The sequence below is a fragment of the Mesorhizobium sp. WSM4307 genome (genome assembly GCF_007003945.1).
Taxonomy (GTDB): Bacteria; Pseudomonadota; Alphaproteobacteria; order Rhizobiales; family Rhizobiaceae; genus Mesorhizobium.
Map to the genome: position 1 here is coordinate 419638 of NZ_VFTB01000005.1, position 23248 is coordinate 442885.

Genomic DNA, 23248 nt, shown 5'->3' on the forward strand with positions numbered 1-23248 from the left:
CTTATGCGGCATAGCGCTGGAAAATCAGCGTTGCGTTGGTGCCACCGAAACCGAAGGAGTTTGACAGGACGGTATCGATCTTGGCGTTGTCGATGCGCTTGCGCACGATCGGCATGCCCTCGAATTCGGGGTCGAGGGTCTCGATATGGGCGCTTTCGCCGATGAAGCCGCCTTGCATCATCAGGATCGAATAGATCGACTCCTGAACGCCGGCCGCGCCCAGCGAATGGCCGGTCAGCGACTTCGTCGAGGTGATGAACGGCATTTTTTCGCCGAACACCTCGCGGATGGCGCCCATTTCCTTGGAATCCCCCACCGGCGTCGAGGTGCCGTGGGTGTTGATGTAGTCGACCGGCGTGGACACCGTCGCCAGCGCCTGGCGCATGCAGCGGACCGCGCCTTCGCCGGAGGGTGCCACCATGTCGAAACCGTCCGAGGTCGCGCCGTAGCCGACGATCTCGGCGTAGATCTTGGCGCCGCGCGCCTTGGCATGCTCCAGTTCTTCCAGCACCAGCACGCCGGCGCCGCCGGCGATGACGAAGCCGTCGCGATTGACGTCATAGGCTCGGGAAGCGGCCGAGGCCCTGTCGTTGAACTTGGACGACATGGCGCCCATGGCGTCGAACAGGTCCGACATCGTCCAGTCGAGATCCTCGTGGCCGCCGGCAAAGACCATGTCCTGCTTGCCCCACTGGACCAGCTCGTAGCCATTGCCGATGCAATGCGCCGAGGTCGAGCAGGCCGACGAGATCGAGTAGTTGACGCCGTGGATCTTGAACCAGGTGGCCAGCGTTGCCGACGCGGTCGACGACATCGCCTTCGGCACCGCGAAGGGGCCGATGCGCTTGGGGCTGCCGTTCTTCAGCGTGGTCTCGGCCGCCTCGACGATGGTGCGGGTGGAGGGGCCGCCCGAGCCCATGACGATACCGGTGCGCTCATTGGTGATGTCGCTTTCGCCGAGGCCCGCATCGGCGATCGCCTGGTCCATGGCGACGTGGTTCCAGGCAGCTCCTTGGCTCAGGAAGCGCATCGCGCGGCGATCGATCATGGCCGAGGGGTCGAGTGTCGGTGCGCCCCAGACCTGGCAGCGGAAGCCGTGCTCGGCAAAGGAATCGGAAAAGCTGATGCCGGATCTGGCGTCATGCAGCGAGGTCTGCACCTCGTTGGCATTGTTGCCGATCGACGACACGATGCCGAGGCCTGTGACTACGACACGTCTCATTCGCAACTCCTTCCAGGGATGCTGGCCAGTGGGTCGGCCAAGGGTGCGGTCAACCGACCGCCGACTGCTTGGACAGACCGACCTTCAGGTCCGTCGCCGCATATATGGGCTCGCCATCCGCCTTCATCCAGCCATCGGCGATGCCCAGCACCAACCGGCCGCGCATGACACGCTTGAAATCCACGCCATACTCGACCTTCTTGACCGATGGCGTGACCATGCCCTTGAACTTGACCTCACCGGTCGACAGCGCCATTCCCTTGCCGGGTTCGCCGAGCCAGCCAAGGTAGAAGCCGGTCAACTGCCATAAGGCGTCCAGGCCGAGGCACCCTGGCATGATCGGATTGCCGATAAAATGGCAGGCAAAGAACCACAGGTCCGGCTTGATATCGAACTCCGCACGGATAAAGCCCTTGTCGAAGGCGCCGCCGGTCTCGCTGATCTCGGTGATACGGTCGAACATCAGCATCGGCGGGTAGGGCAGCTGGGCATTGCCCTCTCCGAACAGCTCGCCGCGGGCGCAGGCCAGCAATTCTTCGTAGTCGTAGCTGGATTTACCCGGCATCAATCTCGTCCCCATATCGTCCGGGCGGTAGCGCGCCCTTGTCGTTGGTGTCCTAACACAATCTGTTTCAGGCCGGAAACCGGCGTTTGCGCTTAACCCGCCAGTCTGCCCGGGTCAATGCGCGCTATTGATCGCATTCGGACGACCGAATATATGTCAACAGGGGTCCGGTTTCGGCAGACATTCATTTTTTTGCCATTCTGGGCGTGTCTTGAAGCGGGACTGTTGGCTTGGAAGACCAGATGGACCGGGGCTGCCGGAAGGAAAATGTCGCTGTGGACAAGCGGGTACGTGAGGCCGGCCTGAGGCCGACACGGCAGCGCATTGCGCTGGCCGACCTGCTTTTCGCCAAGGGCGATCGCCATCTCTCGGCCGAGGAACTGCACGAGGAGGCGCTGGCCGCCGGCGTGCCGGTGTCGCTGGCTACGGTCTACAACGCGCTCCACCAGTTCACACAGGCGGGGCTGCTGCGCATCCTCGCCGTCGAGGGCGCCAAGACCTATTTCGACACCAACACCTCCGACCACCATCATTTCTACATCGAAGGCGAAAACCGGATTTTCGACATCGCGAACGGTCCGGTGACGGTCACCAACCTGCCGGATCCGCCCGAGGGCATGGAAATCGCCAATGTCGACATCGTGGTGAGGCTGCGCCCCAAGCGCCAGGAATGACCGGTGAGGCCAGAACAATCGGATCGGCCGGCAGTGATCTGTCAGGCCAGAATAATCTGTCAGGCCAGAGTAATCTGCCAGGGATGAAGCCCCTCGCCCTGATAATCCGCCTCGAATGGGCTGTCGTGGCGGCCGTTGCGATCGTCTTCTACGCTTGGTCAGGCGTTTCCTGGTGGCTCTTCGGATTGCTCATCCTGGCGCCGGACCTGTCAATGTTCGGGTATCTCGGCGGGCCGCGCACCGGCGCCATCGCCTACAACGCCCTGCACATCCTCATCGTACCGGTGCTGCTGCTGCTCGTCGGGTACCTGTCCGGTCATGCGGTCGCGATCGCGGTCGCACTGATCTGGATCGCCCACATCGCCATCGACCGCGCACTGGGCTACGGCCTGAAACTGCCAACCGGTTTTCAGGACACCCACCTCGGCCGCATCGGGCGTAAGCGGGACGAGCTCAGTCCTTGACCCGCTCTCCGGGATAGGCGCCCCAGACCGCGGCCTGGGCGAGCCAGCCGGTGTGGCCGTCGAGCGTCATTTCGCACCACTGGCCGTCGCAGGACTTGATCGTGCCCATGACGCCCGGCTCGACGATCGCCACCACACGAGCATCCTTGTCGGGACTTTTCATAAGGTTGATCTGGGCACCCTTGCCGCGCTGCCAGGGCGCGATGATCGCCGTGCGCCGGCCTGACAGCAGCGACTGGTTGATCCAGCCCTCCGAGCCATCGGCGTCGCGCACGCGGCGCCACGTGTCGAATTCCTGGACGACCTCCATCGGCAGGCCGGCCTTCATATACATCCAGTCGACCGAGTAGTTGGCGCCGGGGCCGACGCGCGAATTGACGCGGCCCGACTTCAGGCTGACGAATCGCGGCAGCGGCAGGCCGCTCGGCCCGAGCGTGACGGCGCTCTGGGCGGGCGCGGCCGCGCCCTGCGCCACGGCAAGCGGGGAATAGAGGAGAGCGCCGAGAAATGCTGCGCTGATGGCCAGGCGAAGCGACGCGAAACCAGACACTTTCGTTCCTTTCGGCGCCGGCCCGGTGGCCTTGGCGCCCCTTTTTCTTTGTCTTCGGCGGCACCGCTTGTTACATGGGTAAATCGGCTACCGCGACCGGCTTTCAGTTTCGCCGGTCTTGGTTAAAGAGGTCTCAACGAGGGAAACAATGGTAGGCAAAAAGAAGCCTCTCGTGGTCATCACGCGAAAGCTGCCCGACCCGGTCGAGACCCGCATGCGCGAGCTGTTCGACGCCAGGCTGAATGTCGAGGACAGGCCGATGACGCAGCCCGAGCTGGTCGCCGCGGTCAAGGAAGCCGACGTGCTGGTGCCGACGGTGACCGACCAGATCGACGCGGCGCTGATCGCCCAGGCCGGCGACAACCTCAAGCTGATCGCCAATTTCGGCAACGGCGTCGACAAGATCGACGTGGCCGCTGCCGCCAAGAGGGGCATCACCGTCACCAACACGCCTAATGTGCTGACCGAAGACACCGCCGACATGACCATGGCGCTGATGCTGGCGGTGCCGCGCCGGCTCGCGGAGGGCGCCAATGTGCTCACCGGCGACAAGAAATGGGCCGGCTGGTCGCCGACCTGGATGCTTGGCCGGCGCATCTGGGGCAAGCGGCTGGGCATCGTCGGCATGGGCCGCATCGGCACGGCCGTCGCGCGTCGGGCCAAGGCTTTCGGCCTGTCCATCCACTATCACAACCGCCATCGCGTTTTGCCGGCGGTCGAGGACGGGCTGGAGGCGACCTATTGGGAGAGCCTCGACCAGATGCTGGCCCGCATGGACATCATCTCCGTCAATTGTCCGTCGACGCCAGCGACCTTCCATCTTCTGTCGGCACGTCGCTTGGCGCTGCTGCAGCCGACGGCCTATGTCGTCAACACCGCGCGCGGCGACATCATCGACGAGGAAGCGCTGGTCAAGCTGATCCAGGACGGCAAGATCGCCGGCGCCGGCCTCGACGTCTACGAGCATGAGCCGGCGCTCAATGCCAAGCTGCTCAAGCTTGCCGCCCGGCACAAGGTCGTGCTTTTGCCGCATATGGGTTCGGCGACGCTCGAGGGCCGCATCGACATGGGCGAGAAAGTCATCATCAACATCCGGGCCTTCGTTGACGGTCACCGCCCGCCCGACCGCGTGCTGCCGCTCAGAACCTGACGGTATCGCGCGCCGCGCTCCCTGTTCTTCAAATGCAAGCCAAGGCTTACGAAAGGGCCTTGCGCATGGTGATCGATGTCGGCTTGGCGTAGCCCTCATGCGCCGTCCGCCCGGTCTCGTGAAAGCCGAGGCGGGCAAAGGCGGCGTGATTGGCGGTAAGCTCGATGCGCGTCTGCAGTTCCAGCGCCGCCTTGCCGCGATCGAGCGCGAGACGTTCGACCGACTGCATCAGTCGCCGGCCGATGCCTTGCCCCTGGCAGTCCGGGGCGACGGCGAGCTTGCCGACGTAAAGATCGTCGGCCCTTTCCTCAGCGAAGACGCAGCCGACGATCCTGTCGCCATCGATGGCCACGAACCCGGTCTCCCGCCGGGCCTTGTCGCGCAGTGTGTCGACGGTGAGCAGGTGAGCCGAGGACGGAGGGTCGATGACGCCGTCCATGAAGGCGAAAGCACGCATGATCAAGGCAAGCACCTCGTCCCAGCGGCCGAAATCGGCCGGAATGCGGTCGATGGAGAAGGGCATGGTCCGCTCCAAGATCAGCGCCTGGCGTAGCGGATCGTCTCAAAGCGCGCGGCGAGCGCGTCGTAGAGCAGCAGTCGGCCGACCAGCGGCTCGCCAATGCCGGTGATCAGCTTGATCGCCTCCATCGCCTGCAGCGTGCCGACGACGCCGGTGAGCGCACCAAGCACCCCGGCCTCGGCGCAGGACGGCACCAGGCCTGGCGGTGGCGCTTCGGGAAAGAGATCGCGATAGCCCGGGTTAGGCCTGCCATCCTTGCCGACCTCGAAAGGCTTCAGCACCGTCACCGACCCATCGAAGCGGCCAACGGCGGCATGCACCAGGGGTTTCCGCGCGCTCGCACAGGCGTCGGCCACCGTATAACGGGTCTCGAAATTGTCGGAACCGTCGACCACGATGTCATAGCGGGTGACGAGGGCAGGGGCGTTGTCGGCGCTCAGCCGGAACGTGTGCGTCTCGACCGCGGTGTTGGGATTGATGCGGGCGATTGCCGCCCTGGCGCTGTCGGTTTTCAGTTTACCGACCGTATCGGTGTCGTGGATGACCTGACGCTGCAGATTGGAGAGCGACACGGTGTCGTCGTCGACAATGCCGAGCGTGCCGACGCCGGCCGCCGCAAGGTATTCGAGCACCGGCGCGCCCAGCCCGCCGGCGCCGATCACCAGGACGCGCGCTTGCTTGAGTTTCTGTTGGCCCGCACCGCCGACCTCCGGCAGCACGATGTGGCGGGCATAGCGTTCGATCTCGTCGGCGGTGAGCGCAGTGGTCATGTCAGGACAATACAGCGGCCGAAAAACCTTGTCAGGCGTCTTCGGTTGGCCCAACCGTGCCATGGTCGACGGTCAGGAATTGCGCACGCCCCCTGAGGCTGGAGAACAGCGCGGCATCGGTTCCCGTCATGAAGGCCTGGCAGTTCAACTCCTCGAGGATCGAGAACAGTGCCGCCCGCCGCCCGCCGTCGAGATGGGCGGCGATCTCATCCAGCAGCAGGATCGGCGTCATACCGGACATCTCGCCGGTCAGTCGTGCGTGCGAGAGCACGATGCCGACCAGCAAGGCCTTCTGCTCGCCGGTCGAACAAAGCTCGGCCGGCATCGCCTTGGGCCGGTGCCGCACCAGGAGATCGGAACGGTGCGGGCCTTCGAGCGTTCGTCCCGCGGCACGATCGCGATCACGTCCACCGGCGAGCGCGCGGCGGAACCGCTCCTCGACATCGACCGCCGGCGCGCTGGAAACCTCGGCTTCCAGATCGCCCGAAAGGCTGATGTCGGCCTGCGGGAACGGCCCCGTGTCGGGCAGCCTGTCGATCATGGCGGCGAGCAGGCGCACCAGTTCGGCGCGCGCCGCCGCAATGGCGACGCCGGTTTCGGCCATCTGCGTCTCGATCGCCTCGAACCAGCGATCGTCGCGAGATCCATCCGTAAGCAGGCGATTACGGCCGCGCATGGCCTTTTCGTAGGCGAGCGCACGCTGGCCGTGGCCGGGATCGATCGCCAGCACCAGCCGGTCGAGAAAGCGCCGGCGATCCGCGGCCGGTCCGGTGAAAAGCGCGTCCATGGCCGGCGTCAGCCACACCACGCGCAGCCATTCCAGCATGTCTTCGGCCGATCGGGCGGTCGCGCCGTTGATGCGAACGCGCCTTCCGCCTTCGCCCTCGCCGACGGAAATGCCCGTGCCGATCTCGACCTGGCCGTCGGGCCCGTCGAGCCGGGCATGCAGCGCAAAGCCGCCATCGCCGCCTTCGCGCGCGACATCGGCGTAAGGGGCACGGCGCAAGCCACGCCCGGGCGTCAGAAAGGAAATCGCTTCGAGCAGGTTGGTTTTGCCGGCGCCATTGTCGCCGGAAAACACGACTGCGCCCGGGGCGAGATCGATCGCCAGCGCCGCATAGTTGCGGAAATTAGTAAGTGTAAGCTTACTTATATGCGTCTGTGCCGGCAACCGCTATCCGCCTGTAGAAGTGCCGCAATCATTGTTCTTGCCGCCGGTCCTGTCGCAGCGCCGGATCGATGATGCAGCGCCGGCTACACCCGCATCGGCATCAGCACGTAAAGCGCGGTCTCGTCGGCCATGTCGTGGATCAGGGTCGGCGAGCCGGCATCGGCCAGCATGAATTTGGCTTCCGTGCCGGTCAGCTGCGCGGCGACATCGAGCAGATATTTGGCGTTGAAGCCGATCTCGATCGGGTCGGACGAGTAATCGGCAGCCAGTTCCTCGGTGGCGCTGCCGGAATCCGGGTTGTTGACCGCAAGCGTCACCTGGCCTTCGCTGATCGAAAGCTTCACCGCGCGGCCGCGTTCGGAGGAAATGGTCGAGACGCGATCGACCGCAGCGGCAAAGCTCTGGCGGTCGAGGATCAGCTTCTTGTCGTTGCCCGTCGGAATGACCCGCTGATAATCGGGGAAGGTGCCGTCGATCAGCTTCGAGGTCAGGACCACGCTGCCGATGGTGAAGCGGATCTTGGTATCGGATAGTTCGGTGGTCACGGCGACATCCGGATCGTCGACCAGTTTCTGCAGCTCGCTCACCGTCTTGCGCGGAATGATGATGCCCGGCATGCCTTCGGAACCTGCTGGCGCGTCGATTTCGGCGCGCGCCAGGCGGTGGCCGTCGGTCGCCACCGAGCGCAGCTTCAGCTTGCCGCCGACTTCATGCGTGTGCAGGTAGATGCCGTTGAGATAATAGCGCGTCTCCTCGGTGGAAATGGCGAACTGCGTCTTCTCGATCAGCCCCTTCAGGGCAACCGAGTCGAGCCGGAAGATATGCGAGAACGATCCGGCCGAAAGTTCGGGGAAATCGGATTGCGGCAGGCACTGCAGGCGGAAGCTCGAGCGGCCCGACGTCACCGTCATGGCGTTGCCGTCCTCGTCCGTTTTCAGCATCACCTCGGCGCCGTCCGAAAGCTTGCGCACGATGTCGTAGAGCAGATGCGCGGGGACCGTCGTCGCCCCACCACGCTCCACCTTGGCTGGCGTTGCTTCCGTCACCTCCAGGTCGAGGTCGGTGGCCTTCATTTCCAGGCTGGCGCCTTCGGCGCTGAGCAGCACATTGGACAGGATCGGTATCGTGTTGCGCCGTTCGACCACACGGTGGACGTGGTTGAGCGACTTCAGGAGATTTGACCGTTCCAGGATAACACGCATGACGAAACAGGCTCGCTTGAAAGGATGAGCGGGTCTCCGGCTGGCGGCGCCCCGCGAAAGGTCTGAACAGGCTCAGAATCTGCGTAAACTGACAGGAAAAAGCTAGCAAACGCAAGCCCGCGACACCGGTTCGGGCCGGCTTCGCGGGCTTTCTGGGGATAAACGCCGCGAAGACCTCCTGCCGGTGTGCTGATTCCGGAATCTGGATCGTCGCCGGTCGATGCCGCGAGCCCATTCCGGACCGACAGCTGGGCAGGCAAGCCGTTGAATTCTAACGCAGTTCCGGCTTGCCTGTTCCGGGCCCGATCAGGCCTGATCGTTGATCAGCCGTCGCAGCAGCTCGAGTTCCTGTGCCAGCGTGTTGTCATTGCCGGAAAGGTCTTCGATCTTGCGCACGGCGTGCAGCACGGTGGTGTGGTCGCGGCCGCCGAAGCGCCGTCCGATTTCCGGCAGTGAGCGGGGCGTCATCACCTTCGACAGGTACATCGCGACCTGCCGTGGCTTGACGATGGTGCGCGTGCGCCGGTTGGAAAGCAATTCGGTCTTCGACACATTGTAGTGGCGCGCCACGATGCGCTGGATGTCCTCAATGCGGACCCGCTTCGGCTCGCCGGTGCGATAGATGTGGCCGAGGATCTCATCGATGCGGTCGATGGTGATCTGCGGCTCGAACGACTGCCGGAACAGCAGCTGATTGAAGGCGCCCTCCAGTTCGCGTCCGCTGCCGGTCACGGTGCGGGCGACGTGATTGAGGATCTCTTCGGAAATATCGAGCGATGCGTCGTCGACCCTGGCCGTGGCCAGGCGCAGCTTGAGCATGCCGAGGCGCATGGCGAAATCGGGCGCCGACATTTCAAGCGCGACGCCGCCATTGAGACGCGAGCGGACGCGCGGCTCCAGCGATTCCAGCTCCGACGGCGGCCGGTCGGCAGCGACAACGACCTGCTTGGCGCTGTCGAGCAGCATGTTGATCAAATGGCAGAATTCATGCTGGATCGACTTGCCCTGCAGGAACTGCATGTCGTCGATGATCAGGAGGTCGATGTCGCGCAGCTGCTCCTTGAGCGTCAGCGCGTTGTTGTCGCGGATCGCCGTGGCGAAGCGCCACATGAAATATTCCGCGGTGAGATAGACGACGCGGGACTTCGGGTTCTGCTTCAGCGATTCCGCCGCGATGGCCTGCAGCAGGTGGGTCTTGCCGAGCCCGACGGTCGCATGCAGGAATAGTGGATTGAAACGCACGGCGCTCGACTGCGATTCCGCCACGGCCTTGGCGGCGGCGAACGCCACCCGGTTCGACGGCCCCTCGATGAAGGAGCCGAACGTGTAGCGCGGATCAAGCGGCGACCCCAGAACATTATGGCGGAACTCGCTCTCGACCGCCGCACCCGGGCGCGGTACCGGGGGCCGTTCGACCCTGCCGGGGCTTACGGTGCCGGCGGCCAGCGCCGTCTGCGTCTGCCGTGTCATCTTGCGAGCCGGCGCCAATTCCGGTTCGACATGGCTGCGCCCCTGACGAGTGGCCGTGCGCACCACGATCTCGATCTTGAGGAGATCGGCATCCTCCTGCTTCCACAGTTCGGAGATGAGGTCGAGGTAATGGCCATTGATCCACGAGCGCAGGAACGCGGTGGGGACCGAGATGCGGACAATGCCCTTGGACGCTTCCGCGACCTTCATGCGGCCGAACCAGCTCGAATAGACTTCAGCTCCCAGACGCGCCTTCAACTGGGCTTTGACCCGGTCGAACTTCTGTTCCGCGTCGCTGGAGACCGCCATCTCGTTTGCTCCGATCAAAGTTCCAGGAAATGGGAGGTCGCCCGTAAGCTCCCTTTCGATGCCGCTCTGCATGATCGAGTTCCTTGTCTTTCTGTACCTGTTTTCCGCCGGGGATGCGCCTCCTGCATCCTTGTTCCAGCGACTGTGTCTTCGCTACGATGCCCGTTGCCGCCGCCGGCAATGAACGTCGCCACAATCCGTAGGGAACCGGTGCCGGCCCATGGAAGCCAGTCCGCGTTGGGTATGTCAGGGCAATACAACATCGTCCGGCGAAAAACGCCGGCGCGCTGTCAACCTGCCATGTCTCGTTACGCCAGTCCCCTACCGTATCGAAAAGAGCAAACCAAAGCCGTCCGCGGAATTGATCCGCGTCGCAAATCCCGCCAATTTAAGCTGGCCGCGTCAGGCTGGGTTAAGGACCAGAGGCCCGTCCCCTTCGATGGATGGACATTACCGAAATCGCTGTGGATAGGGCAAGGCCACGTCTAACGGATTTTTAAGGAATCTGGTTACCTCCGGCGCCTTCGGGCGCCATACCGCAGCGGCGTATTTTGACAAAGCCATTGTGATTCAAACCCTTTTCCGGCGAATATGAAAAAGCCGGGCCGATACGAAATATTCTGAAATAATTCGCTTGACAGCCAGTTGTCCTCCCGTCCCTTTGGAGCGCTGTGGACATGCTGTGGATGACCATTGCTAACTGTCTGAAAAATATTGCTTATTTCTGATAGCCAAGGATTTCCTGGGCGACGCTTTTTAAGCGTGCCAACCATCGGCGGGCATGTATGTGCCGGCAAAGCATTTGAAAGCTTGGAAGCCGCCCTAGGCGCCGTTTCCGAGCATTCTTTTTAAGTACTTGCCGGCAAACGAAAAAAACCCGGCGCGATCGGCCGGGTTTTAGACAAGCTAGTCTGTATAGCGATGTTAGGCCGACAGCACCTTGAGCCGTGCGGCCAGGCGCGACACCTTGCGGGACGCCGTGTTCTTGTGGATGACGCCCTTGGTTGCGGCACGCATCAATTCCGGCTCGGCGGCCTTGAAGGCGGCCTGCGCGGCTGCCTTGTCACCGGAGGCGAGCGCCTCTTCGACCTGGCGGACATAGGTGCGCACGCGCGAGCGGCGGTTCTTGTTGATCGCCGCGCGGCGGGCGATCTTGCGCGTTGCCTTTTTGGCCGAGGATGTGTTGGCCATGATGCCTCTCTTCTGATCTGGTCGGCGCACGCGGCATGCCGCAGGGCGCAAAAAACAAACGGGCAGCCACAGGGCCGCCTCGGTTGGTGCGGCTTATAGTTCAGCTTTTCCGGCGCGTCAACGCTGCCTGGCGTTCTTTTTGGCCGACGCCACAGGGTTTCGATCGCGGGCCGGCAAGGCTCTACCGATTGGCGAAATTCGGCTTCCGCTTTTCGGCGAAGGCCGCCATGCCTTCCTTCTGGTCTTCGAGCGCGAAAAGCGAATGGAACAGACGACGTTCGAACCGCAATCCCTCGGCCAGCGTCGTCTCATAGGAACGGTTGACGGCTTCCTTCGCCATCATCACCGACGGCAGCGAGAAGTCGGCGATCTTGGCGGCCGCCTTGACCGCCTCCTCGACAAGCTCGGCGGCGGGCACGACCCGCGACACCAGACCTGAGCGCTCGGCTTCCGCCGCATCCATCATCCGTCCGGTCAGGCACATGTCCATTGCCTTCGACTTGCCGACAAACCGGGTCAGGCGTTGCGACCCGCCCATGCCGGGAATGACGCCGAGCGTGATTTCGGGCTGACCGAATTTGGCCGTGTCGGCGGCAATGATGAAGTCGCACATCATTGCCAGTTCGCATCCGCCGCCGAGCGCATAGCCGGCCACCGCGGCGATAACGGGTTTGCGCACCCGCGTCAGGTCTTCCCAGCCGCCGAACAGGTCCTGCAGATAGGCGTCCGCAAAGGAGATTGCCTGCATTTCCTTGATGTCGGCGCCAGCGGCAAAGGCCTTGTCGGAACCTGTAATGACCACGGCGCCGATGCCGGCGTCGGCGTCGAAGTCCTTCACGGCCCCGACCAGTTCGGCCAGAAGCTGAAGGTTCAGCGCATTGAGCGCCTTTGGCCGGTTCAGAGTGACCAGTCCGACCTTGCCGCGCGTCTCGGTGATGATCGTTTCATAGGCCATGGCTGCTTCTCCTCGCTCCACCCCGGTCTAACTCAGCTCTGACACGTCCGGCAATAGAAGGTCGAGCGTCCGCTCTGCACGACGCGCTCGATATGGCCGCCGCAGCCGGGCTTCGCGCAGGGCTCGCCCTCACGGTCGTAGACGGCGAAGGAATGCTGGAAATAGCCGAGCGAGCCATCGGTGTGCATGTAGTCGCGCAGCGAAGACCCGCCGGCGGCGATGGCATCCGATATGACCGAGCGGATCGCCTCGGCGAGGCGTTCGCTTTGTTGCCTGGCCTTCTTGCCCGGCTTGGCGATGGTGCCCGCCTCGCGCAAGGGCGACAGGCCGGCGCGCCAAAGCGCCTCCGAGACATAAATATTGCCAAGTCCCGCGATCAGCTTCTGGTCAAGAAGTGCTGCCTTCAGCGGCGATCCGCGGCCTTGCAGCAACGAGGCCAGCAGCGCGCCGTCCAGCGTATTGCCCGTTGGCTCGACGCCCAGCCCGGCCAGCATCGGATGCGTCTCCGGCGATCCTTCCGCAAACAGCATGAAGCCGAAGCGGCGCGGGTCGTTGAAGATCACGCGGGACCGGGCGCCGTCGGCACCGACCACATCGAACACCACATGGTCGTGTGCCGTGCTTTTCGAGCGCTCGTGGTGGAACACGCCGGGTGTCTCACCGTCGTCGTCGGTCTCGACGCGAAAGGAGCCCGACATGCCGAGATGGCAGATCAGCACGGGGCCGTCCTGCACATGCATGGTCAGATATTTGGCCCGGCGGCCGAGTGCAGTGATGGTCCTGCCCGTCAGCCTTTCCGAAAACCGTTCGGGAAAGGGAAACCGGAGGTCTGGCCGACGCGCCTCGACCCCGGTCAGACGGGCACCTTCCAGGACCGGCTGCAGGCCACGCCGGACCGTTTCGACTTCGGGCAATTCAGGCATGGCCGCCAATCATCGGATGGAAAGAAGTGCCGTAGCGGCCGGGCGCCAGCCCGAGGTGTTCGGCGACGGTTTCGCCGATATCGGCGAATGTCGTTCTCAATCCGATGTCGCCACCTGCCAGGTCCGGTCCCATGCCGATCACCGGGATGCGTTCACGCGTGTGATCGGTCCCTCGCCAGGTCGGATCGTTGCCGTGGTCGGCCGTCAGGATGAGAAGGTCGCCCTGCCGCAGCTTGGCGAATGCTTCCGGCAGCCGTCGGTCGAAGGCCTCGAGCGCGGCGGCATAGCCGGCGACGTCGCGGCGGTGGCCGAATTCGGTGTCGAAATCGACGAAATTGGCGAAAACGAGATCGCCGTCGCCGGCATCGTCCATCGCACCGAGCGCTTTGTCGAACATGGCCATGTTGCCGGCGGCCTTGCGCACTTCCGAAATCCCGCGATGGGCGAAGATGTCACCGATCTTGCCGACGGCGATGACGCGGCTTCCCCGCGCCGTCAGCCGGTCAAGCAAGGTCGGCTCCGGAGGTGGCACGGCATAGTCATGGCGATTGTAGGTCCGCTGGAAGGTGGCGGCGGTCTCGCCGACGAACGGTCGTGCGATCACGCGCCCGATTCTGAGCGGATCAACCAGCCGGCGCACCACCTGACAGAATTCATAAAGCCGATCCAACCCGAAATGAACTTCATGCGCGGCGATCTGCAGGACCGAATCGACGGAGGTGTAACAGATCGGCTTGCCGGTACGGATGTGTTCCTCGCCGAACCGTTCGATGATTTCGGTGCCCGGCGCATGGCAGTTGCCGAGGATGCCTGGCACCTCGCCCTCGCGGATCATCGCCGCGGTCAGATCAGCGGGAAAGGCCGGAACCGTATCCGGGAAGTAACCCCAGTCGAAACGCACCGGCAGCCCGGCGATCTCCCAGTGGCCGGAGGGCGTGTCCTTGCCGCTCGAAACTTCCTGCGCCGCGCCATGGAAGGCGTTGGCGACCAGATCCGTCCCGAAGTGGGCAAAACCCAACCCTGTCGCCGTCTCCGCTGCCTTGCCAAGCCCGAGCGACGCCATGTGCGGGACAAACAGCGGCCCTTGCCGAAGCCGCTCGCGATCCGCGCGCCCTTCGGCGCAAGCTTCGGCAATGTGCGCAAGCGTGTTGGCGCCGGCGTCGCCATAGCGTTCGGCGTCGGTCGCACCGCCGATGCCGAAAGAGTCCAGGACGAAGAGGAAAGCGCGCGCCATCGGTCATTGTTGCCAGTTTGGACGCCCAGACATAGGGTTCCAAGACGGCATTGGCAATTCGGAAACCAAACGGCAACGGCTTGGCGCGACAGTCCAGTCCATGTCGCCCGAAAACGTGCAGCGGTTTTGGGACAACGGCATGGACAAACCAAGAGAGCATGTCGCCCAAGTGCGCGCGGGTTGGGGCAACGACGACAGATACAATCCGAGATGGAAAGCACGACGCACGGGCTTGGACATGGATCGAAGGAAACGCAGGACGGTCTTGTCATGAGCGCCGCGCAGAAGACATATGCTGCCCTCGTGGTCATGCACGGCGCACTCTGCTGTGGTCCGGCGCGGGCCGACTGGCGCGACGATATCGGCACATTCCGCATCGGCATCGTCGCCGAGCCTGGCGCCGGCAACACTGTCCCGGGGCTGGCGCTGTTGACGCAATCCTTTACCAACGCGCTTGGCATGAAGGTGGAGTTTGTCGTCGCGCGCGACTACGCGGCACTGATCGAGGCGCAGGCCAACGCCCGGATCGAGTACGCCATCTATTCGGCGACGGCCTACGCGACGGCGCTGCAGCGTTGCGGATGTGTCGAACCGCTTGTGGCTCCGGTCGATTCCGATGGTGCGGTCGGCATCCGCTCCGTGCTGTTGACCCGGGACGGCAAGCTGTCAGGCCTGGCGGCGATGGAGACGCACCGGATCGCCATGCCGCCGCCGGACAGCGTCGGGGGCTCGCTTTTGCCGCTGACGGAGCTGGCCGCCGAACACGCAGAGATCGCCGAGGATGCTCCGTTTCTGCTCCATGCCGATACGGCGTCCGCGGCGGAAGCCATGCTCGTCGACGGCCATGCCGACGCCACGTTCGGCTGGGTGAGGGCCGCGGCCGACGGCCAGCCGCTGCTATCCGGCGGCACGCAGGCCAGGCTCGAAGCGGCCGGCCTTTCGCCGTCGGCTCTCCAGGTGGTGTGGATGTCGAGCCTGCTGAGATACGGTCCCCATGCTGTGCGCAGCGATCTCGACCCGGAAGCCAGGCGCCGGCTGACCGTGTTCCTCACCAACCTCAAATCGACGACGCCGGATGTCTACGATCTCCTGGAATCGAAGCACTCCGGCGGCTTTCTGACCGTCGCCCCAAAAGACTATGCGACGGCGCAAGCCATCGTGCGCCTGGTGTCGGCCGATGGCGGCCGGCAGTAAAAGGCTTCAGCAATCGCCGCAGGGGATGGTCAGGCTTCTGCGCGGACGCAGGTAGTAGGTCTCGCCCATCGGGATCGTGGTGGTAAGGGATTGGGTCAATCCGAGCTTCTGCTGGGTGTCCGTCGTCCAGCCGATGATCGGTGTATAGGCCAGATTGCTCTCGACGCGGATGAGGAAGGTTCCGGCGACCCTGAGCGTTGCCGGAACCGTCGTGGTCGTGCCCGCGGCGGCACCGACGCCGTAGACGCCACCCGCCACCTTGCGCGACCACACCACTTTCACCAGCGGCGTTGCGTCGGTCGTGACCTGTATTGCCGTGATCGTGATGTTCGGCGTCGATCGGTTGTAGGGCTGAATGGTCGAGGTGCCGATCTTCATGATGGCGTCGAGATCCGTCTTGACGATGGTCGGCTGCTGCGTGACGAGATCGGCAACCATGCTGCCGATGCGGCTGACCTTCTTGCTGGTCTCGATGGCCTGCGAAGCCTCCATGGTCATGAAGTACAAGACCAGCAGGATCGGAACGATAAGAGCGAACTCGACCGCCGCGATGCCCTTGCGATTAGACCAGAATCCGATGGCTCTGCTCCAGGACTCCGAGATTTTCAGATGTGCCCCCGCACGCATCATGGCATTTGCCTTTTTCTTGTTGGTCGTTCTGAACTCAATTGTCGAACGGCTCGTTCTGCCAGGTCACCGACGCAAAATGCAGCGTCCTGCCACCACTCAGATTGGCCATCGACTTGGCCATCAGATCGGTCATGACAGGCCATTTGTAGAAGACCCGCAGCATGTTCTTAGATTCCGCCAGGCCAGGCGTGTTTGCGAAAGTCTGTGAGTTCGTGCCTTGCATCAGCACGACATCGCCGTTCTGGATCTTGAAGGTCGCGGTGGCCGCGTCCGCGAAGGTCGGATACTCGCGAAGGTCCACGAGCAGTTGTTGCGGGCAATCCGTGGAGACGATGATCTGCAGCCTGCCGCAGATCAGGGTCGTCAATTTGCTCCCGGCGACATCCGCCGGCCGCAGCTGGCCGGTGCGCAACTGACGCGCGACATCGTCGGTGATGTTGGCCATCACTTCCTGGCCGGCAAACGAGATGCAGCTTTCAAGGATGGCGAATATGAGGAGGGCGAACGGCAATGCAAGTATCGAGAATTCGATGGCGGTGCTGCCACGGCGATTGCGAAGGAAGCGCGTCAGAAACCCGGCGCGCTCCGACTTGTGCTGATCTGTCGAGCTGAATTCGTTGCCCATGTCCTGTTCCTGCCACCCCTGGACGGTTCCGACAGGTGTACTAGCGCAAACCAATTGAGGCCCGGTTTGAATGATCGTTAAAGTCGGCGCCGGCGCCTTAACTGGCCGGTAACCTGGACAGGCTGGTGGCGCCGCGCAGCCTATTTGCTCACGCTCATCTCGGCCTCGGAGGATTTTTCAGCCTCGCTCTTGTAGGAGCTTTCGCAATAGGGCGTGCAGGACATGGTCTGGACCTCTGCACGCCGGTAAATGCGAACCGACGAGGCCGCCTGCCGCACGACGGTAACCTGCGCGTCGACGATCGGGCTGCCCTCCTGGTCGAGAACGACGAGATTGGTGACGCCGAAACCCTTGCCGGTGAGCACGATCGTGGAGGCGTCCTGGACCGAGGCATCAGCGATGGCCGGGTTGCCGACGACGATCGTGTCGGCGGGACGCGACAACTTCACGATCTTGGCCTGATTCATCGTCACTTCGATATCGGCGGCGGCCACGGCTGGCGTGATCAAGCTCGTGGCGGCAAGAAGCACGGCAATCAGGATTGAGGATCTCTGCACGGCCATCGATGCGCTCCCGCAAGCAAACTGTTCAACGGAACATGAACGAGATTGGTGAACCAACGGTTAAGTCGGCTTGCCGGCGCCGGATGTGGCGATCGACGTGGCTGTTCACGGGGTTGGATTCGCGCCAGTCGCAAGCTTTGCCAAAGCCTTGTCTTTCGCGGCATTGGCTTGGGAAACAGTAGGTTAGCCAGCGCTTAGCGTCGGGTTAACCACGCATTCCGTTCGAGCCGGGAAAGGAATCGGTAAGGCTGTTTATTAAGCCGATCGAAAGAGCTTCTCCCTAGATTGGCAGCATCCGATCAACCATCACAGAAGTTGACGGAAGTGCTGTAACACGTGGAGTAGGAGCTCTCGAATGTCTAACCTTTTTGCACGTTTCGTGAAGGACGAATCCGGCGCGACCGCTATCGAATATGGTCTGATCGCCGCCCTCATCGCGCTCGCCATCATCACCGGCGCCGGCGCCCTTGGCAATGCAATCAACGCCAAGTTCACGTCGATCGGAACCACCCTGAACAGCAGCGGCAGCTGATCTGCCTATTGCTGAACGCTCAGCTAATGTTCTGGACAGGGGCCGCTACATAGCGGCCCCTGTTTTGTTCTCGTTGGCAAGGGTGGGCGTCTCTCTTTACGGGTCTCATCGAACGTTAATCGAACCGGCCTATATTGAATTGCTTGGAAGCCCCTACAAATAGGCATGAGCGCCGATGCTTGAAGCCCTGATCTTCGTCGTCTTTCCGTTCTGCATGCTGTTTGCAGCGATCTCCGACATGCTGTCGATGACAATTGCCAATCGCGTGTCGGTGCTGCTTGTCGTCGTGTTCGCGCTGGTCGCGCCGCTGACGGGTATGGAATGGGCAGCCTATGGTTGGCATTTCGCCGCCGGCGCCCTGGTCCTTGCCGTGACGTTTGGCCTGTTCGCAATGGGTGGCATGGGAGGCGGCGATGCCAAGCTGCTGGCCGCGACGGCCGTGTGGATGGGGTTGAACATCCAACTCGTCGAATACCTTGTTGTCTCGACACTCATCGGCGGCCTGCTGACGATCGCCATCCTGCTTTACCGGAAGTCGCCGCTGGCGGTTATGACGGGCAGCAATCCGTTCCTGCGCCATTTCGCGGAAGAGTCGGTCGGGATTCCCTACGGGATCGCGCTCGGCCTTGGCGGGCTGCTGACCTATCCGGACTCACCTTTGATGGTGTGGGCGCTGGCCAGGCTTGCGAGCTGAACGCGATCGTTTTCCGTTTCCCCCACCGCATTGCCCGGCCGGCTTTGAAATGAGCCTTCGCTAGGCCCCTTTGATCCGTGGCGGCGCGATCCAGACAATTTATGTAAACCTTAAATTAATCACGATCGTAAGCATTACATTAACCTTGTTTTGACGATTGCCGCTGCAAAGTCCGGCTTGGCTACGTGGTTTGCCAAGGGCGAGGTTCGGACAGATGCCAGCATCCCGACTTATTATTCTTAGCGTGGCGGTGGCCGCGGCGGGTGGCGCTGGCTATGTCGCGAAGAACATGGTCACCGCGCCGCCGCCGCAGATCGTGGTCGATTCCGGCCCCCAGGCTCCCGCCGTGCCCCTGCAGGACGTGCTTGTGCTCTCGGGCGATGTCGCGATGGGCAACGCGCTTCAAAACAACATTTCCTGGCAATCCTGGCCGGCCGACGGGGTCAACGCGAATTTCATCACCAAGGCCAATGCTCCCGACGCCCTGGAGAAATTGAAGGGATCGATCGCCCGCGTGCCGATGTATGCCGGCGAGCCGGTGCGGCGCTCCAAGCTGATCGGCGAGGGGCAGAGCTTCATGTCGTCCATCCTGCCCTCCGGGATGCGGGCGGTCGCCACGACCATCTCGGCCGACACTTCGGCCGGCGGCTTCATCCTTCCCAACGACTTCGTCGACGTCATCATGACCCGCAGGGCGGATGCCAACAGCGGCAGCACCGGCTTCAACACCGAAACCATCCTCAAGAACATCCGCGTCCTGGCGATCGACCAGACGATCCAGGAAGACGAGGAGGGCAAGAAGACCAGGGTGGGCCAGACCGCCACGCTGGAGCTGACGCCCAAGCAGGCGGAGATCATCACCGTCGCCCAGCAGATGGCGGATCGCCTGACGCTGGCCTTGCGCGCGGTCGCGGACACCCAGGAAAAGAATGTGGGCGAGGCCGACTATCTCGTTTCCGGCAATGGCCGCAAGGGAACGGTGAGACTGATCAAGTCGGGCGAAGTCTCCGAAGTAGGGGCAAGGAAATGAGGCTAAGCGGTAAACTGCCGGCAATCGCAGCCGCGGCATTCAGCCTGCTGCTCGTCGGAACGAATGTGCATGGCGTCGTCGAGGCGAAGAGCACGCAGGTGTCGGCCACGACAGCCACGCAGCGCGTCAAGCTAGGCCTCAACAAATCGGTGGTCATAGACCTGCCGAGCGATGCCTACGACATTCTCGTCGCCAACCCGACCGTTGCCGATGCGGTGACCCGCACTGCAAGGCGTATCTATCTGTTCGGCAAATCGGTCGGCGAGACCAACATTTTCGTCTTCGGCCCGAACGGCGAACAGATCGCCAGCCTGGACCTGGCAGTCGAACGCGACGTCGCCGGCCTGGAAGATTATATCAAGCGCTTCCTTCCGACCTCGGACGTGAAGGTGGAACTGCTGAACGACAATGTCGTCTTGACCGGAATGGTCGATACGCCGCTGGACGCGAAGCGGGCGGTCGACCTGGCGACGATCTTCGTCTCAGGCGGTGAAGCAACGACCGGGCAGTATTCGCAGACCGCGGCCGGCGGCTCGGCCCAGAGCGGCGTCGACATCAACAACCCCGACCAGGAACGACGCGTCTCGAAGATCGTCAATCTTCTGCAGATCATCGGCGACGACCAGGTCACGCTCAAGGTGACCGTCGCTGAAGTCAGTCGCTCTGTGATGAAGCAGCTTGGTGTCAACATGGTTGGCAGCGGCAACAGCAACGGTATCAGCTGGAACGCGCTAAGCTCGCCGAATTACGGCTTGGGCAAACCACTATCGCAGAATTCAGGCTTTAGCCTTGGAAGCGCAACCTCACCCTTTCAGGCCTACATAAATGCGATGGAACAGTCGGGAGTCATGAAAACCCTGGCTGAACCGACACTGACGGCTGTCTCGGGTGAGAAGGCGACATTCAAGGTCGGCGGTGAGTTCAATATCATTACCGGGCGCACAAGCAACGTCTCCACGGACAACCAGACCGGCCAGGTGACATACACCAACCAGCAGATTGAATACGGTATTGGCCTCGAGTTCCAACCGGTCGTGCTGTCGGCTGGGCGTATCAGTCTCAAGGTCAGGACGGCCGTTTCGGAGCCGACCACGGAAGGTGGCACGACCTTGGAAGCGGGGGGGTCCTTACCTGGCACCACACTGCTGTCTATCCGTAAGCGCCTTGCCGACACCACGGTCGAATTGCCTTCCGGCGGCTCCATGATGATTGCGGGTCTGGTCCGCGACGACGTGCGTCAAGCGGTCTCCGGACTGCCAGGTCTCACCAAGATCCCGGTCCTTGGCACCTTGTTCCGCAGTAGAGACTTCGTGCGCAACGAGACCGAGCTGGTGATTTTCATCACGCCCTATCTCACCAAGCCAGTGGCGCGCAACGATCTCGCCAAGCCGGACGACAATTTCAACCCTGCCAGCGACGGCGCCGCCAATTTTCTTGGCAAGGTCAATCGCGTCTACGGCACCATGCAGACAGACAAGCCCAACGGCCGTTACCACGGCGTTGTCGGCTACATCTACAAGTGAATGGGGAAGCGGACATGTCTCAGTCAGCGTTGAAGACAAGGACCATCGCCACGACGATGCGCGCCTGCCGTTCGCGGACCGGCCTGCGGGTGCTGCCGGTTCTGGCGGTGACGATGACCGCCGCTCTGCTGGCCGGGTGCGCCCAGCGCGACAGCATCACCGTCGGCGCCGTTCCGGACGACTATCGCACCAACCATCCGATCGTCATCGCGGAGAAGAACCAGAAGATCGACCTGCCTGTCGGCGCCGGCGACCGCGGCATGACCGGTTCGCAGCGCGACACGCTGCTCGGTTTCCTCGATGGCTACGACAAGAGTGCTGCTCCGACATTGACCATCCAGATTCCGAGCGGATCGGCCAACGAGGTCGCCGCGACGGCGGCCGGCCGTGATTTCGCCAGGCTCGCGGTCGCCAGCGGTATCAAGCGCAACCGGATCGTCGTGGTCTCCTACCAGGCCGGCTCGAGTGAGACATCCGCTCCGGTTCGCGTCTCCTATATCGCGGTGAGGGCGCAGACCGACAAATGCGGACGCTGGCCCGACGATGTGCTCGAGACGTCGGAAAACAAGCACTATGCCGACTTCGGCTGTTCCTATCAAAACAATCTCGCTGCCCAGATGGCCAACCCGGCCGATCTGCTCGGGCCGCGCAAGCAGACCACCATCGACGCTGAAAACCGCGGCAAGGTGATCGATGTCTATCGTGCAAGAGGTATTTCGGATGAATTCCTCGGCAATTCGGAAGTGACGTACTGAGCCGAGCCCTCGAGGAAGAGAAGCCACGGAAAAGAGCATGACCATGAGCAATCTTGCCTATGACGCCACCGTGGACGGCGGTGATACATCACCGCAGGACATCGCCGCGATGCAGGCGTTGCGGCCGGTTCCGCGCATCTCGATCCAGGCATTCTGCGAGACCGAGGGCGTCGCCAATCCGGTCGAGCGCGCCGGCGAGGACCGCCGTATGACCAAGGCGCATCTCAAAGTCCATATGGGCGGCATTCCCACGGCGATCGAGTTCTATCAATCGGCGCCGACCCCGAACCTGATCCTGCTGGAGTCACGCAGCGAACCCAAGCAATTGCTGGAGCAGCTCGCCCAGCTCTCTGAATACTGCGATCCATCCTCGAAAGTGGTGGTGATCGGCCATTACAATGATGTCGGTCTCTATCGCGAGCTCATCCGCTCCGGCATCTCCGAATATGTCATCGCGCCCGTTTCGATGGCTGACATCGTCAGTGTCGTGTCGTCGATTTTCGTCGATCCGGAGGCTGAACCCATCGGCCGTTCGATCGCCTTTGTCGGCGCCAAGGGCGGTGTCGGCTCTTCCACCATCGCCCACAATGTCGCCTGGGCGATGTCCTCCCTGTTCAAATCCGAGGTCGTCGTCGCCGACCTCGATCTCGCCTTCGGCACGGCCAACATCAATTTCGACCAGGATCCGGCCCAGGGCATCGCCGAAGCGGTGTTCTCGCCCGAGCGCGTCGACGAAGTCTATCTCGACCGGCTGCTGACGCAGTGCGCCGAGCATTTGTCGTTACTCGCCGCGCCCTCGACGCTGGAACGCGTCTACGACTTCGATCCCGACGCCTTTGCTCAGCTTGTCGATACCGCGCAGCGCAGCGTGCCGCTCCTGGTCCTGGACGTCCCCCATGTCTGGACGGGCTGGGCCAAGAACACGCTGGTCAAGGCCGACGAGATCGTCATCACGGCGACCCCGGAACTGGCCAATCTGCGCAACACCAAGAACATGGTCGACATGCTCAAGCGGCTTCGCCCCAACGACCCGCCGCCGAAGCTGATCATCAACCAGGCCGGCGTTCCCAAGCGGCCGGAAATTTCGCCGTCCGATTTCGCCGAGCCGCTCGGCCTGACGCCGCTGTCGGTCATCGGCTTCGATCCATTGCTGTTCGGCAATGCCGCCAACAACGGGCGGATGCTCGGCGAGATGGATGCCAAGAACCCGGTTGTCGCGATCATCAACGAGATTGCCCACGTGCTGACCGGGCGAAGCGAGATCCGGACGAAAAAGAAGGCCGGCCTGGGCAGTCTGCTCGGCAAGCTCTCGCGCAACAAGAAGTGACGCTT

Annotated in this window: 25 protein-coding genes; 10 read left to right on the forward strand and 15 right to left on the reverse strand. The window is 62.8% G+C overall.

Annotation, left to right across the window (positions count from 1 at the left end; all coding sequences use genetic code 11):
• Window position 1: 1 nt before the first annotated feature.
• Both fabB and fabA read right to left on the reverse strand, forming a co-directional pair.
• Window positions 2–1222, reverse strand: a complete 1221-nt coding sequence (gene fabB / locus FJV83_RS14680; protein ID WP_142886567.1) for a beta-ketoacyl-ACP synthase I — start codon at window positions 1220–1222, stop codon at window positions 2–4.
• 49 nt (window positions 1223–1271) lie between these two features.
• Window positions 1272–1787 (reverse strand): 3-hydroxyacyl-[acyl-carrier-protein] dehydratase FabA, encoded by a 516-nt coding sequence (fabA, locus tag FJV83_RS14685; RefSeq protein ID WP_095771834.1) that lies wholly within the window; start codon window positions 1785–1787, stop codon window positions 1272–1274.
• Between the two features lie 242 nt (window positions 1788–2029).
• Here fabA and irrA point away from each other — a divergent pair, with 242 nt between their 5' ends.
• Entirely contained in the window at window positions 2030–2461 is a 432-nt protein-coding gene (irrA, locus tag FJV83_RS14690) for an iron response transcriptional regulator IrrA (protein WP_010913333.1), read from the forward strand.
• Complete coding sequence (locus tag FJV83_RS14695) at window positions 2458–2925, forward strand: DUF4260 domain-containing protein (RefSeq protein WP_246691864.1); 468 nt, start codon at window positions 2458–2460, stop codon at window positions 2923–2925. Before irrA ends, FJV83_RS14695 begins: the two co-directional genes overlap by 4 nt.
• Here FJV83_RS14695 and FJV83_RS14700 read toward each other — a convergent pair.
• Window positions 2915–3475 carry an SH3 domain-containing protein gene (locus tag FJV83_RS14700; protein ID WP_095771836.1) on the reverse strand — a complete coding sequence of 187 codons (561 nt, stop codon included), beginning with the start codon at window positions 3473–3475 and terminating at the stop codon, window positions 2915–2917. The genes FJV83_RS14695 and FJV83_RS14700 overlap by 11 nt on opposite strands.
• Before the next feature lie 148 nt (window positions 3476–3623).
• On the opposite strand from FJV83_RS14700, the gene FJV83_RS14705 reads away from it, so the two are divergent.
• Entirely contained in the window at window positions 3624–4625 is a 1002-nt protein-coding gene (locus FJV83_RS14705) for a D-glycerate dehydrogenase (RefSeq protein WP_019863085.1), read from the forward strand.
• 46 nt (window positions 4626–4671) lie between these two features.
• Here FJV83_RS14705 and FJV83_RS14710 read toward each other — a convergent pair whose 3' ends face one another.
• The 9 genes from FJV83_RS14710 to FJV83_RS14750 form a co-directional block, all read right to left on the reverse strand.
• Window positions 4672–5148 carry a GNAT family N-acetyltransferase gene (locus FJV83_RS14710; RefSeq protein WP_142886568.1) on the reverse strand — a complete coding sequence of 159 codons (477 nt, stop codon included), beginning with the start codon at window positions 5146–5148 and terminating at the stop codon, window positions 4672–4674.
• A 14-nt stretch (window positions 5149–5162) separates the two neighbouring features.
• The gene (locus tag FJV83_RS14715; protein WP_095787285.1) at window positions 5163–5915 is read right to left on the reverse strand and encodes a molybdopterin-synthase adenylyltransferase MoeB; all 753 of its coding nucleotides are present in this window, start codon (window positions 5913–5915) and stop codon (window positions 5163–5165) included.
• A 31-nt stretch (window positions 5916–5946) separates the two neighbouring features.
• Entirely contained in the window at window positions 5947–7086 is a 1140-nt protein-coding gene (gene recF, locus FJV83_RS14720; protein ID WP_142886569.1) for a DNA replication/repair protein RecF, read from the reverse strand.
• An 83-nt stretch (window positions 7087–7169) separates the two neighbouring features.
• Window positions 7170–8288 carry a DNA polymerase III subunit beta gene (gene dnaN, locus FJV83_RS14725; protein WP_010913340.1) on the reverse strand — a complete coding sequence of 373 codons (1119 nt, stop codon included), beginning with the start codon at window positions 8286–8288 and terminating at the stop codon, window positions 7170–7172.
• Between the two features lie 306 nt (window positions 8289–8594).
• Entirely contained in the window at window positions 8595–10139 is a 1545-nt protein-coding gene (gene dnaA / locus FJV83_RS14730; RefSeq protein WP_142886570.1) for a chromosomal replication initiator protein DnaA, read from the reverse strand.
• Window positions 10140–10991: 852 nt separating this feature from the next.
• The gene (rpsT, locus tag FJV83_RS14735; protein ID WP_010913342.1) at window positions 10992–11258 is read right to left on the reverse strand and encodes a 30S ribosomal protein S20; all 267 of its coding nucleotides are present in this window, start codon (window positions 11256–11258) and stop codon (window positions 10992–10994) included.
• Between the two features lie 181 nt (window positions 11259–11439).
• Window positions 11440–12213, reverse strand: a complete 774-nt coding sequence (locus FJV83_RS14740) for an enoyl-CoA hydratase (RefSeq protein WP_142886571.1) — start codon at window positions 12211–12213, stop codon at window positions 11440–11442.
• Between the two features lie 32 nt (window positions 12214–12245).
• On the reverse strand, window positions 12246–13136 hold the full coding sequence (gene mutM, locus FJV83_RS14745; protein ID WP_142886572.1) for a bifunctional DNA-formamidopyrimidine glycosylase/DNA-(apurinic or apyrimidinic site) lyase: 891 nt from the start codon (window positions 13134–13136) through the stop codon (window positions 12246–12248).
• The gene (locus tag FJV83_RS14750; protein ID WP_142886573.1) at window positions 13129–14370 is read right to left on the reverse strand and encodes a phosphopentomutase; all 1242 of its coding nucleotides are present in this window, start codon (window positions 14368–14370) and stop codon (window positions 13129–13131) included. Before FJV83_RS14750 ends, mutM begins: the two co-directional genes overlap by 8 nt.
• A gap of 270 nt (window positions 14371–14640) precedes the next feature.
• Here FJV83_RS14750 and FJV83_RS14755 point away from each other — a divergent pair, with 270 nt between their 5' ends.
• On the forward strand, window positions 14641–15564 hold the full coding sequence (locus tag FJV83_RS14755; protein WP_185973429.1) for a phosphate/phosphite/phosphonate ABC transporter substrate-binding protein: 924 nt from the start codon (window positions 14641–14643) through the stop codon (window positions 15562–15564).
• Window positions 15565–15570: 6 nt separating this feature from the next.
• Here FJV83_RS14755 and FJV83_RS14760 read toward each other — a convergent pair whose 3' ends face one another.
• The 3 genes from FJV83_RS14760 to FJV83_RS14770 form a co-directional block, all read right to left on the reverse strand.
• Complete coding sequence (locus tag FJV83_RS14760) at window positions 15571–16194, reverse strand: TadE/TadG family type IV pilus assembly protein (RefSeq protein WP_095771844.1); 624 nt, start codon at window positions 16192–16194, stop codon at window positions 15571–15573.
• 34 nt (window positions 16195–16228) lie between these two features.
• Window positions 16229–16819 (reverse strand): TadE/TadG family type IV pilus assembly protein, encoded by a 591-nt coding sequence (locus FJV83_RS14765; RefSeq protein ID WP_142886575.1) that lies wholly within the window; start codon window positions 16817–16819, stop codon window positions 16229–16231.
• 140 nt (window positions 16820–16959) lie between these two features.
• The gene (locus FJV83_RS14770) at window positions 16960–17382 is read right to left on the reverse strand and encodes a pilus assembly protein N-terminal domain-containing protein (protein WP_095771846.1); all 423 of its coding nucleotides are present in this window, start codon (window positions 17380–17382) and stop codon (window positions 16960–16962) included.
• A gap of 355 nt (window positions 17383–17737) precedes the next feature.
• Between FJV83_RS14770 and FJV83_RS14775 the strand changes: the two genes are divergently transcribed.
• The 6 genes from FJV83_RS14775 (at window position 17738) to FJV83_RS14800 (ending at window position 23243) form a co-directional block, all read left to right on the forward strand.
• On the forward strand, window positions 17738–17914 hold the full coding sequence (locus FJV83_RS14775) for a Flp family type IVb pilin (RefSeq protein WP_027043512.1): 177 nt from the start codon (window positions 17738–17740) through the stop codon (window positions 17912–17914).
• A 175-nt stretch (window positions 17915–18089) separates the two neighbouring features.
• Entirely contained in the window at window positions 18090–18608 is a 519-nt protein-coding gene (locus tag FJV83_RS14780; protein ID WP_095771847.1) for a prepilin peptidase, read from the forward strand.
• Window positions 18609–18822: 214 nt separating this feature from the next.
• The gene (gene cpaB, locus FJV83_RS14785; RefSeq protein ID WP_095771848.1) at window positions 18823–19638 is read left to right on the forward strand and encodes a Flp pilus assembly protein CpaB; all 816 of its coding nucleotides are present in this window, start codon (window positions 18823–18825) and stop codon (window positions 19636–19638) included.
• Window positions 19635–21161 (forward strand): type II and III secretion system protein family protein, encoded by a 1527-nt coding sequence (locus tag FJV83_RS14790; RefSeq protein ID WP_142886576.1) that lies wholly within the window; start codon window positions 19635–19637, stop codon window positions 21159–21161. The genes cpaB and FJV83_RS14790 overlap by 4 nt, the downstream gene beginning before the upstream one ends.
• 14 nt (window positions 21162–21175) lie before the next feature.
• Window positions 21176–21916: a CpaD family pilus assembly protein gene (locus tag FJV83_RS14795; RefSeq protein ID WP_142886577.1), complete on the forward strand. Its 741-nt coding sequence runs from the start codon at window positions 21176–21178 to the stop codon at window positions 21914–21916.
• 37 nt (window positions 21917–21953) lie between these two features.
• Entirely contained in the window at window positions 21954–23243 is a 1290-nt protein-coding gene (locus FJV83_RS14800; protein WP_142886578.1) for a CpaE family protein, read from the forward strand.
• Window positions 23244–23248: the final 5 nt, after the last annotated feature.

What these genes read in the sequence shown, in the direction of transcription:
- fabB (WP_142886567.1), bottom strand. Translation starts at nt 1,222, where the DNA reads ATGAGACGTGTCGTAGTCACAGGCCTCGGCATCGTGTCGTCGATCGGC.
- fabA (WP_095771834.1), bottom strand. Translation starts at nt 1,787, where the DNA reads ATGCCGGGTAAATCCAGCTACGACTACGAAGAATTGCTGGCCTGCGCC.
- irrA (WP_010913333.1), top strand. Translation starts at nt 2,030, where the DNA reads ATGGACCGGGGCTGCCGGAAGGAAAATGTCGCTGTGGACAAGCGGGTA.
- FJV83_RS14695 (WP_246691864.1), top strand. Translation starts at nt 2,458, where the DNA reads ATGACCGGTGAGGCCAGAACAATCGGATCGGCCGGCAGTGATCTGTCA.
- FJV83_RS14705 (WP_019863085.1), top strand. Translation starts at nt 3,624, where the DNA reads ATGGTAGGCAAAAAGAAGCCTCTCGTGGTCATCACGCGAAAGCTGCCC.
- FJV83_RS14710 (WP_142886568.1), bottom strand. Translation starts at nt 5,148, where the DNA reads ATGCCCTTCTCCATCGACCGCATTCCGGCCGATTTCGGCCGCTGGGAC.
- FJV83_RS14715 (WP_095787285.1), bottom strand. Translation starts at nt 5,915, where the DNA reads ATGACCACTGCGCTCACCGCCGACGAGATCGAACGCTATGCCCGCCAC.
- dnaN (WP_010913340.1), bottom strand. Translation starts at nt 8,288, where the DNA reads ATGCGTGTTATCCTGGAACGGTCAAATCTCCTGAAGTCGCTCAACCAC.
- dnaA (WP_142886570.1), bottom strand. Translation starts at nt 10,139, where the DNA reads ATGCAGAGCGGCATCGAAAGGGAGCTTACGGGCGACCTCCCATTTCCT.
- rpsT (WP_010913342.1), bottom strand. Translation starts at nt 11,258, where the DNA reads ATGGCCAACACATCCTCGGCCAAAAAGGCAACGCGCAAGATCGCCCGC.
- FJV83_RS14740 (WP_142886571.1), bottom strand. Translation starts at nt 12,213, where the DNA reads ATGGCCTATGAAACGATCATCACCGAGACGCGCGGCAAGGTCGGACTG.
- mutM (WP_142886572.1), bottom strand. Translation starts at nt 13,136, where the DNA reads ATGCCTGAATTGCCCGAAGTCGAAACGGTCCGGCGTGGCCTGCAGCCG.
- FJV83_RS14750 (WP_142886573.1), bottom strand. Translation starts at nt 14,370, where the DNA reads ATGGCGCGCGCTTTCCTCTTCGTCCTGGACTCTTTCGGCATCGGCGGT.
- FJV83_RS14755 (WP_185973429.1), top strand. Translation starts at nt 14,641, where the DNA reads ATGAGCGCCGCGCAGAAGACATATGCTGCCCTCGTGGTCATGCACGGC.
- FJV83_RS14760 (WP_095771844.1), bottom strand. Translation starts at nt 16,194, where the DNA reads ATGATGCGTGCGGGGGCACATCTGAAAATCTCGGAGTCCTGGAGCAGA.
- FJV83_RS14765 (WP_142886575.1), bottom strand. Translation starts at nt 16,819, where the DNA reads ATGGGCAACGAATTCAGCTCGACAGATCAGCACAAGTCGGAGCGCGCC.
- FJV83_RS14770 (WP_095771846.1), bottom strand. Translation starts at nt 17,382, where the DNA reads ATGGCCGTGCAGAGATCCTCAATCCTGATTGCCGTGCTTCTTGCCGCC.
- FJV83_RS14775 (WP_027043512.1), top strand. Translation starts at nt 17,738, where the DNA reads ATGTCTAACCTTTTTGCACGTTTCGTGAAGGACGAATCCGGCGCGACC.
- FJV83_RS14780 (WP_095771847.1), top strand. Translation starts at nt 18,090, where the DNA reads ATGCTTGAAGCCCTGATCTTCGTCGTCTTTCCGTTCTGCATGCTGTTT.
- cpaB (WP_095771848.1), top strand. Translation starts at nt 18,823, where the DNA reads ATGCCAGCATCCCGACTTATTATTCTTAGCGTGGCGGTGGCCGCGGCG.
- FJV83_RS14790 (WP_142886576.1), top strand. Translation starts at nt 19,635, where the DNA reads ATGAGGCTAAGCGGTAAACTGCCGGCAATCGCAGCCGCGGCATTCAGC.
- FJV83_RS14795 (WP_142886577.1), top strand. Translation starts at nt 21,176, where the DNA reads ATGTCTCAGTCAGCGTTGAAGACAAGGACCATCGCCACGACGATGCGC.
- FJV83_RS14800 (WP_142886578.1), top strand. Translation starts at nt 21,954, where the DNA reads ATGACCATGAGCAATCTTGCCTATGACGCCACCGTGGACGGCGGTGAT.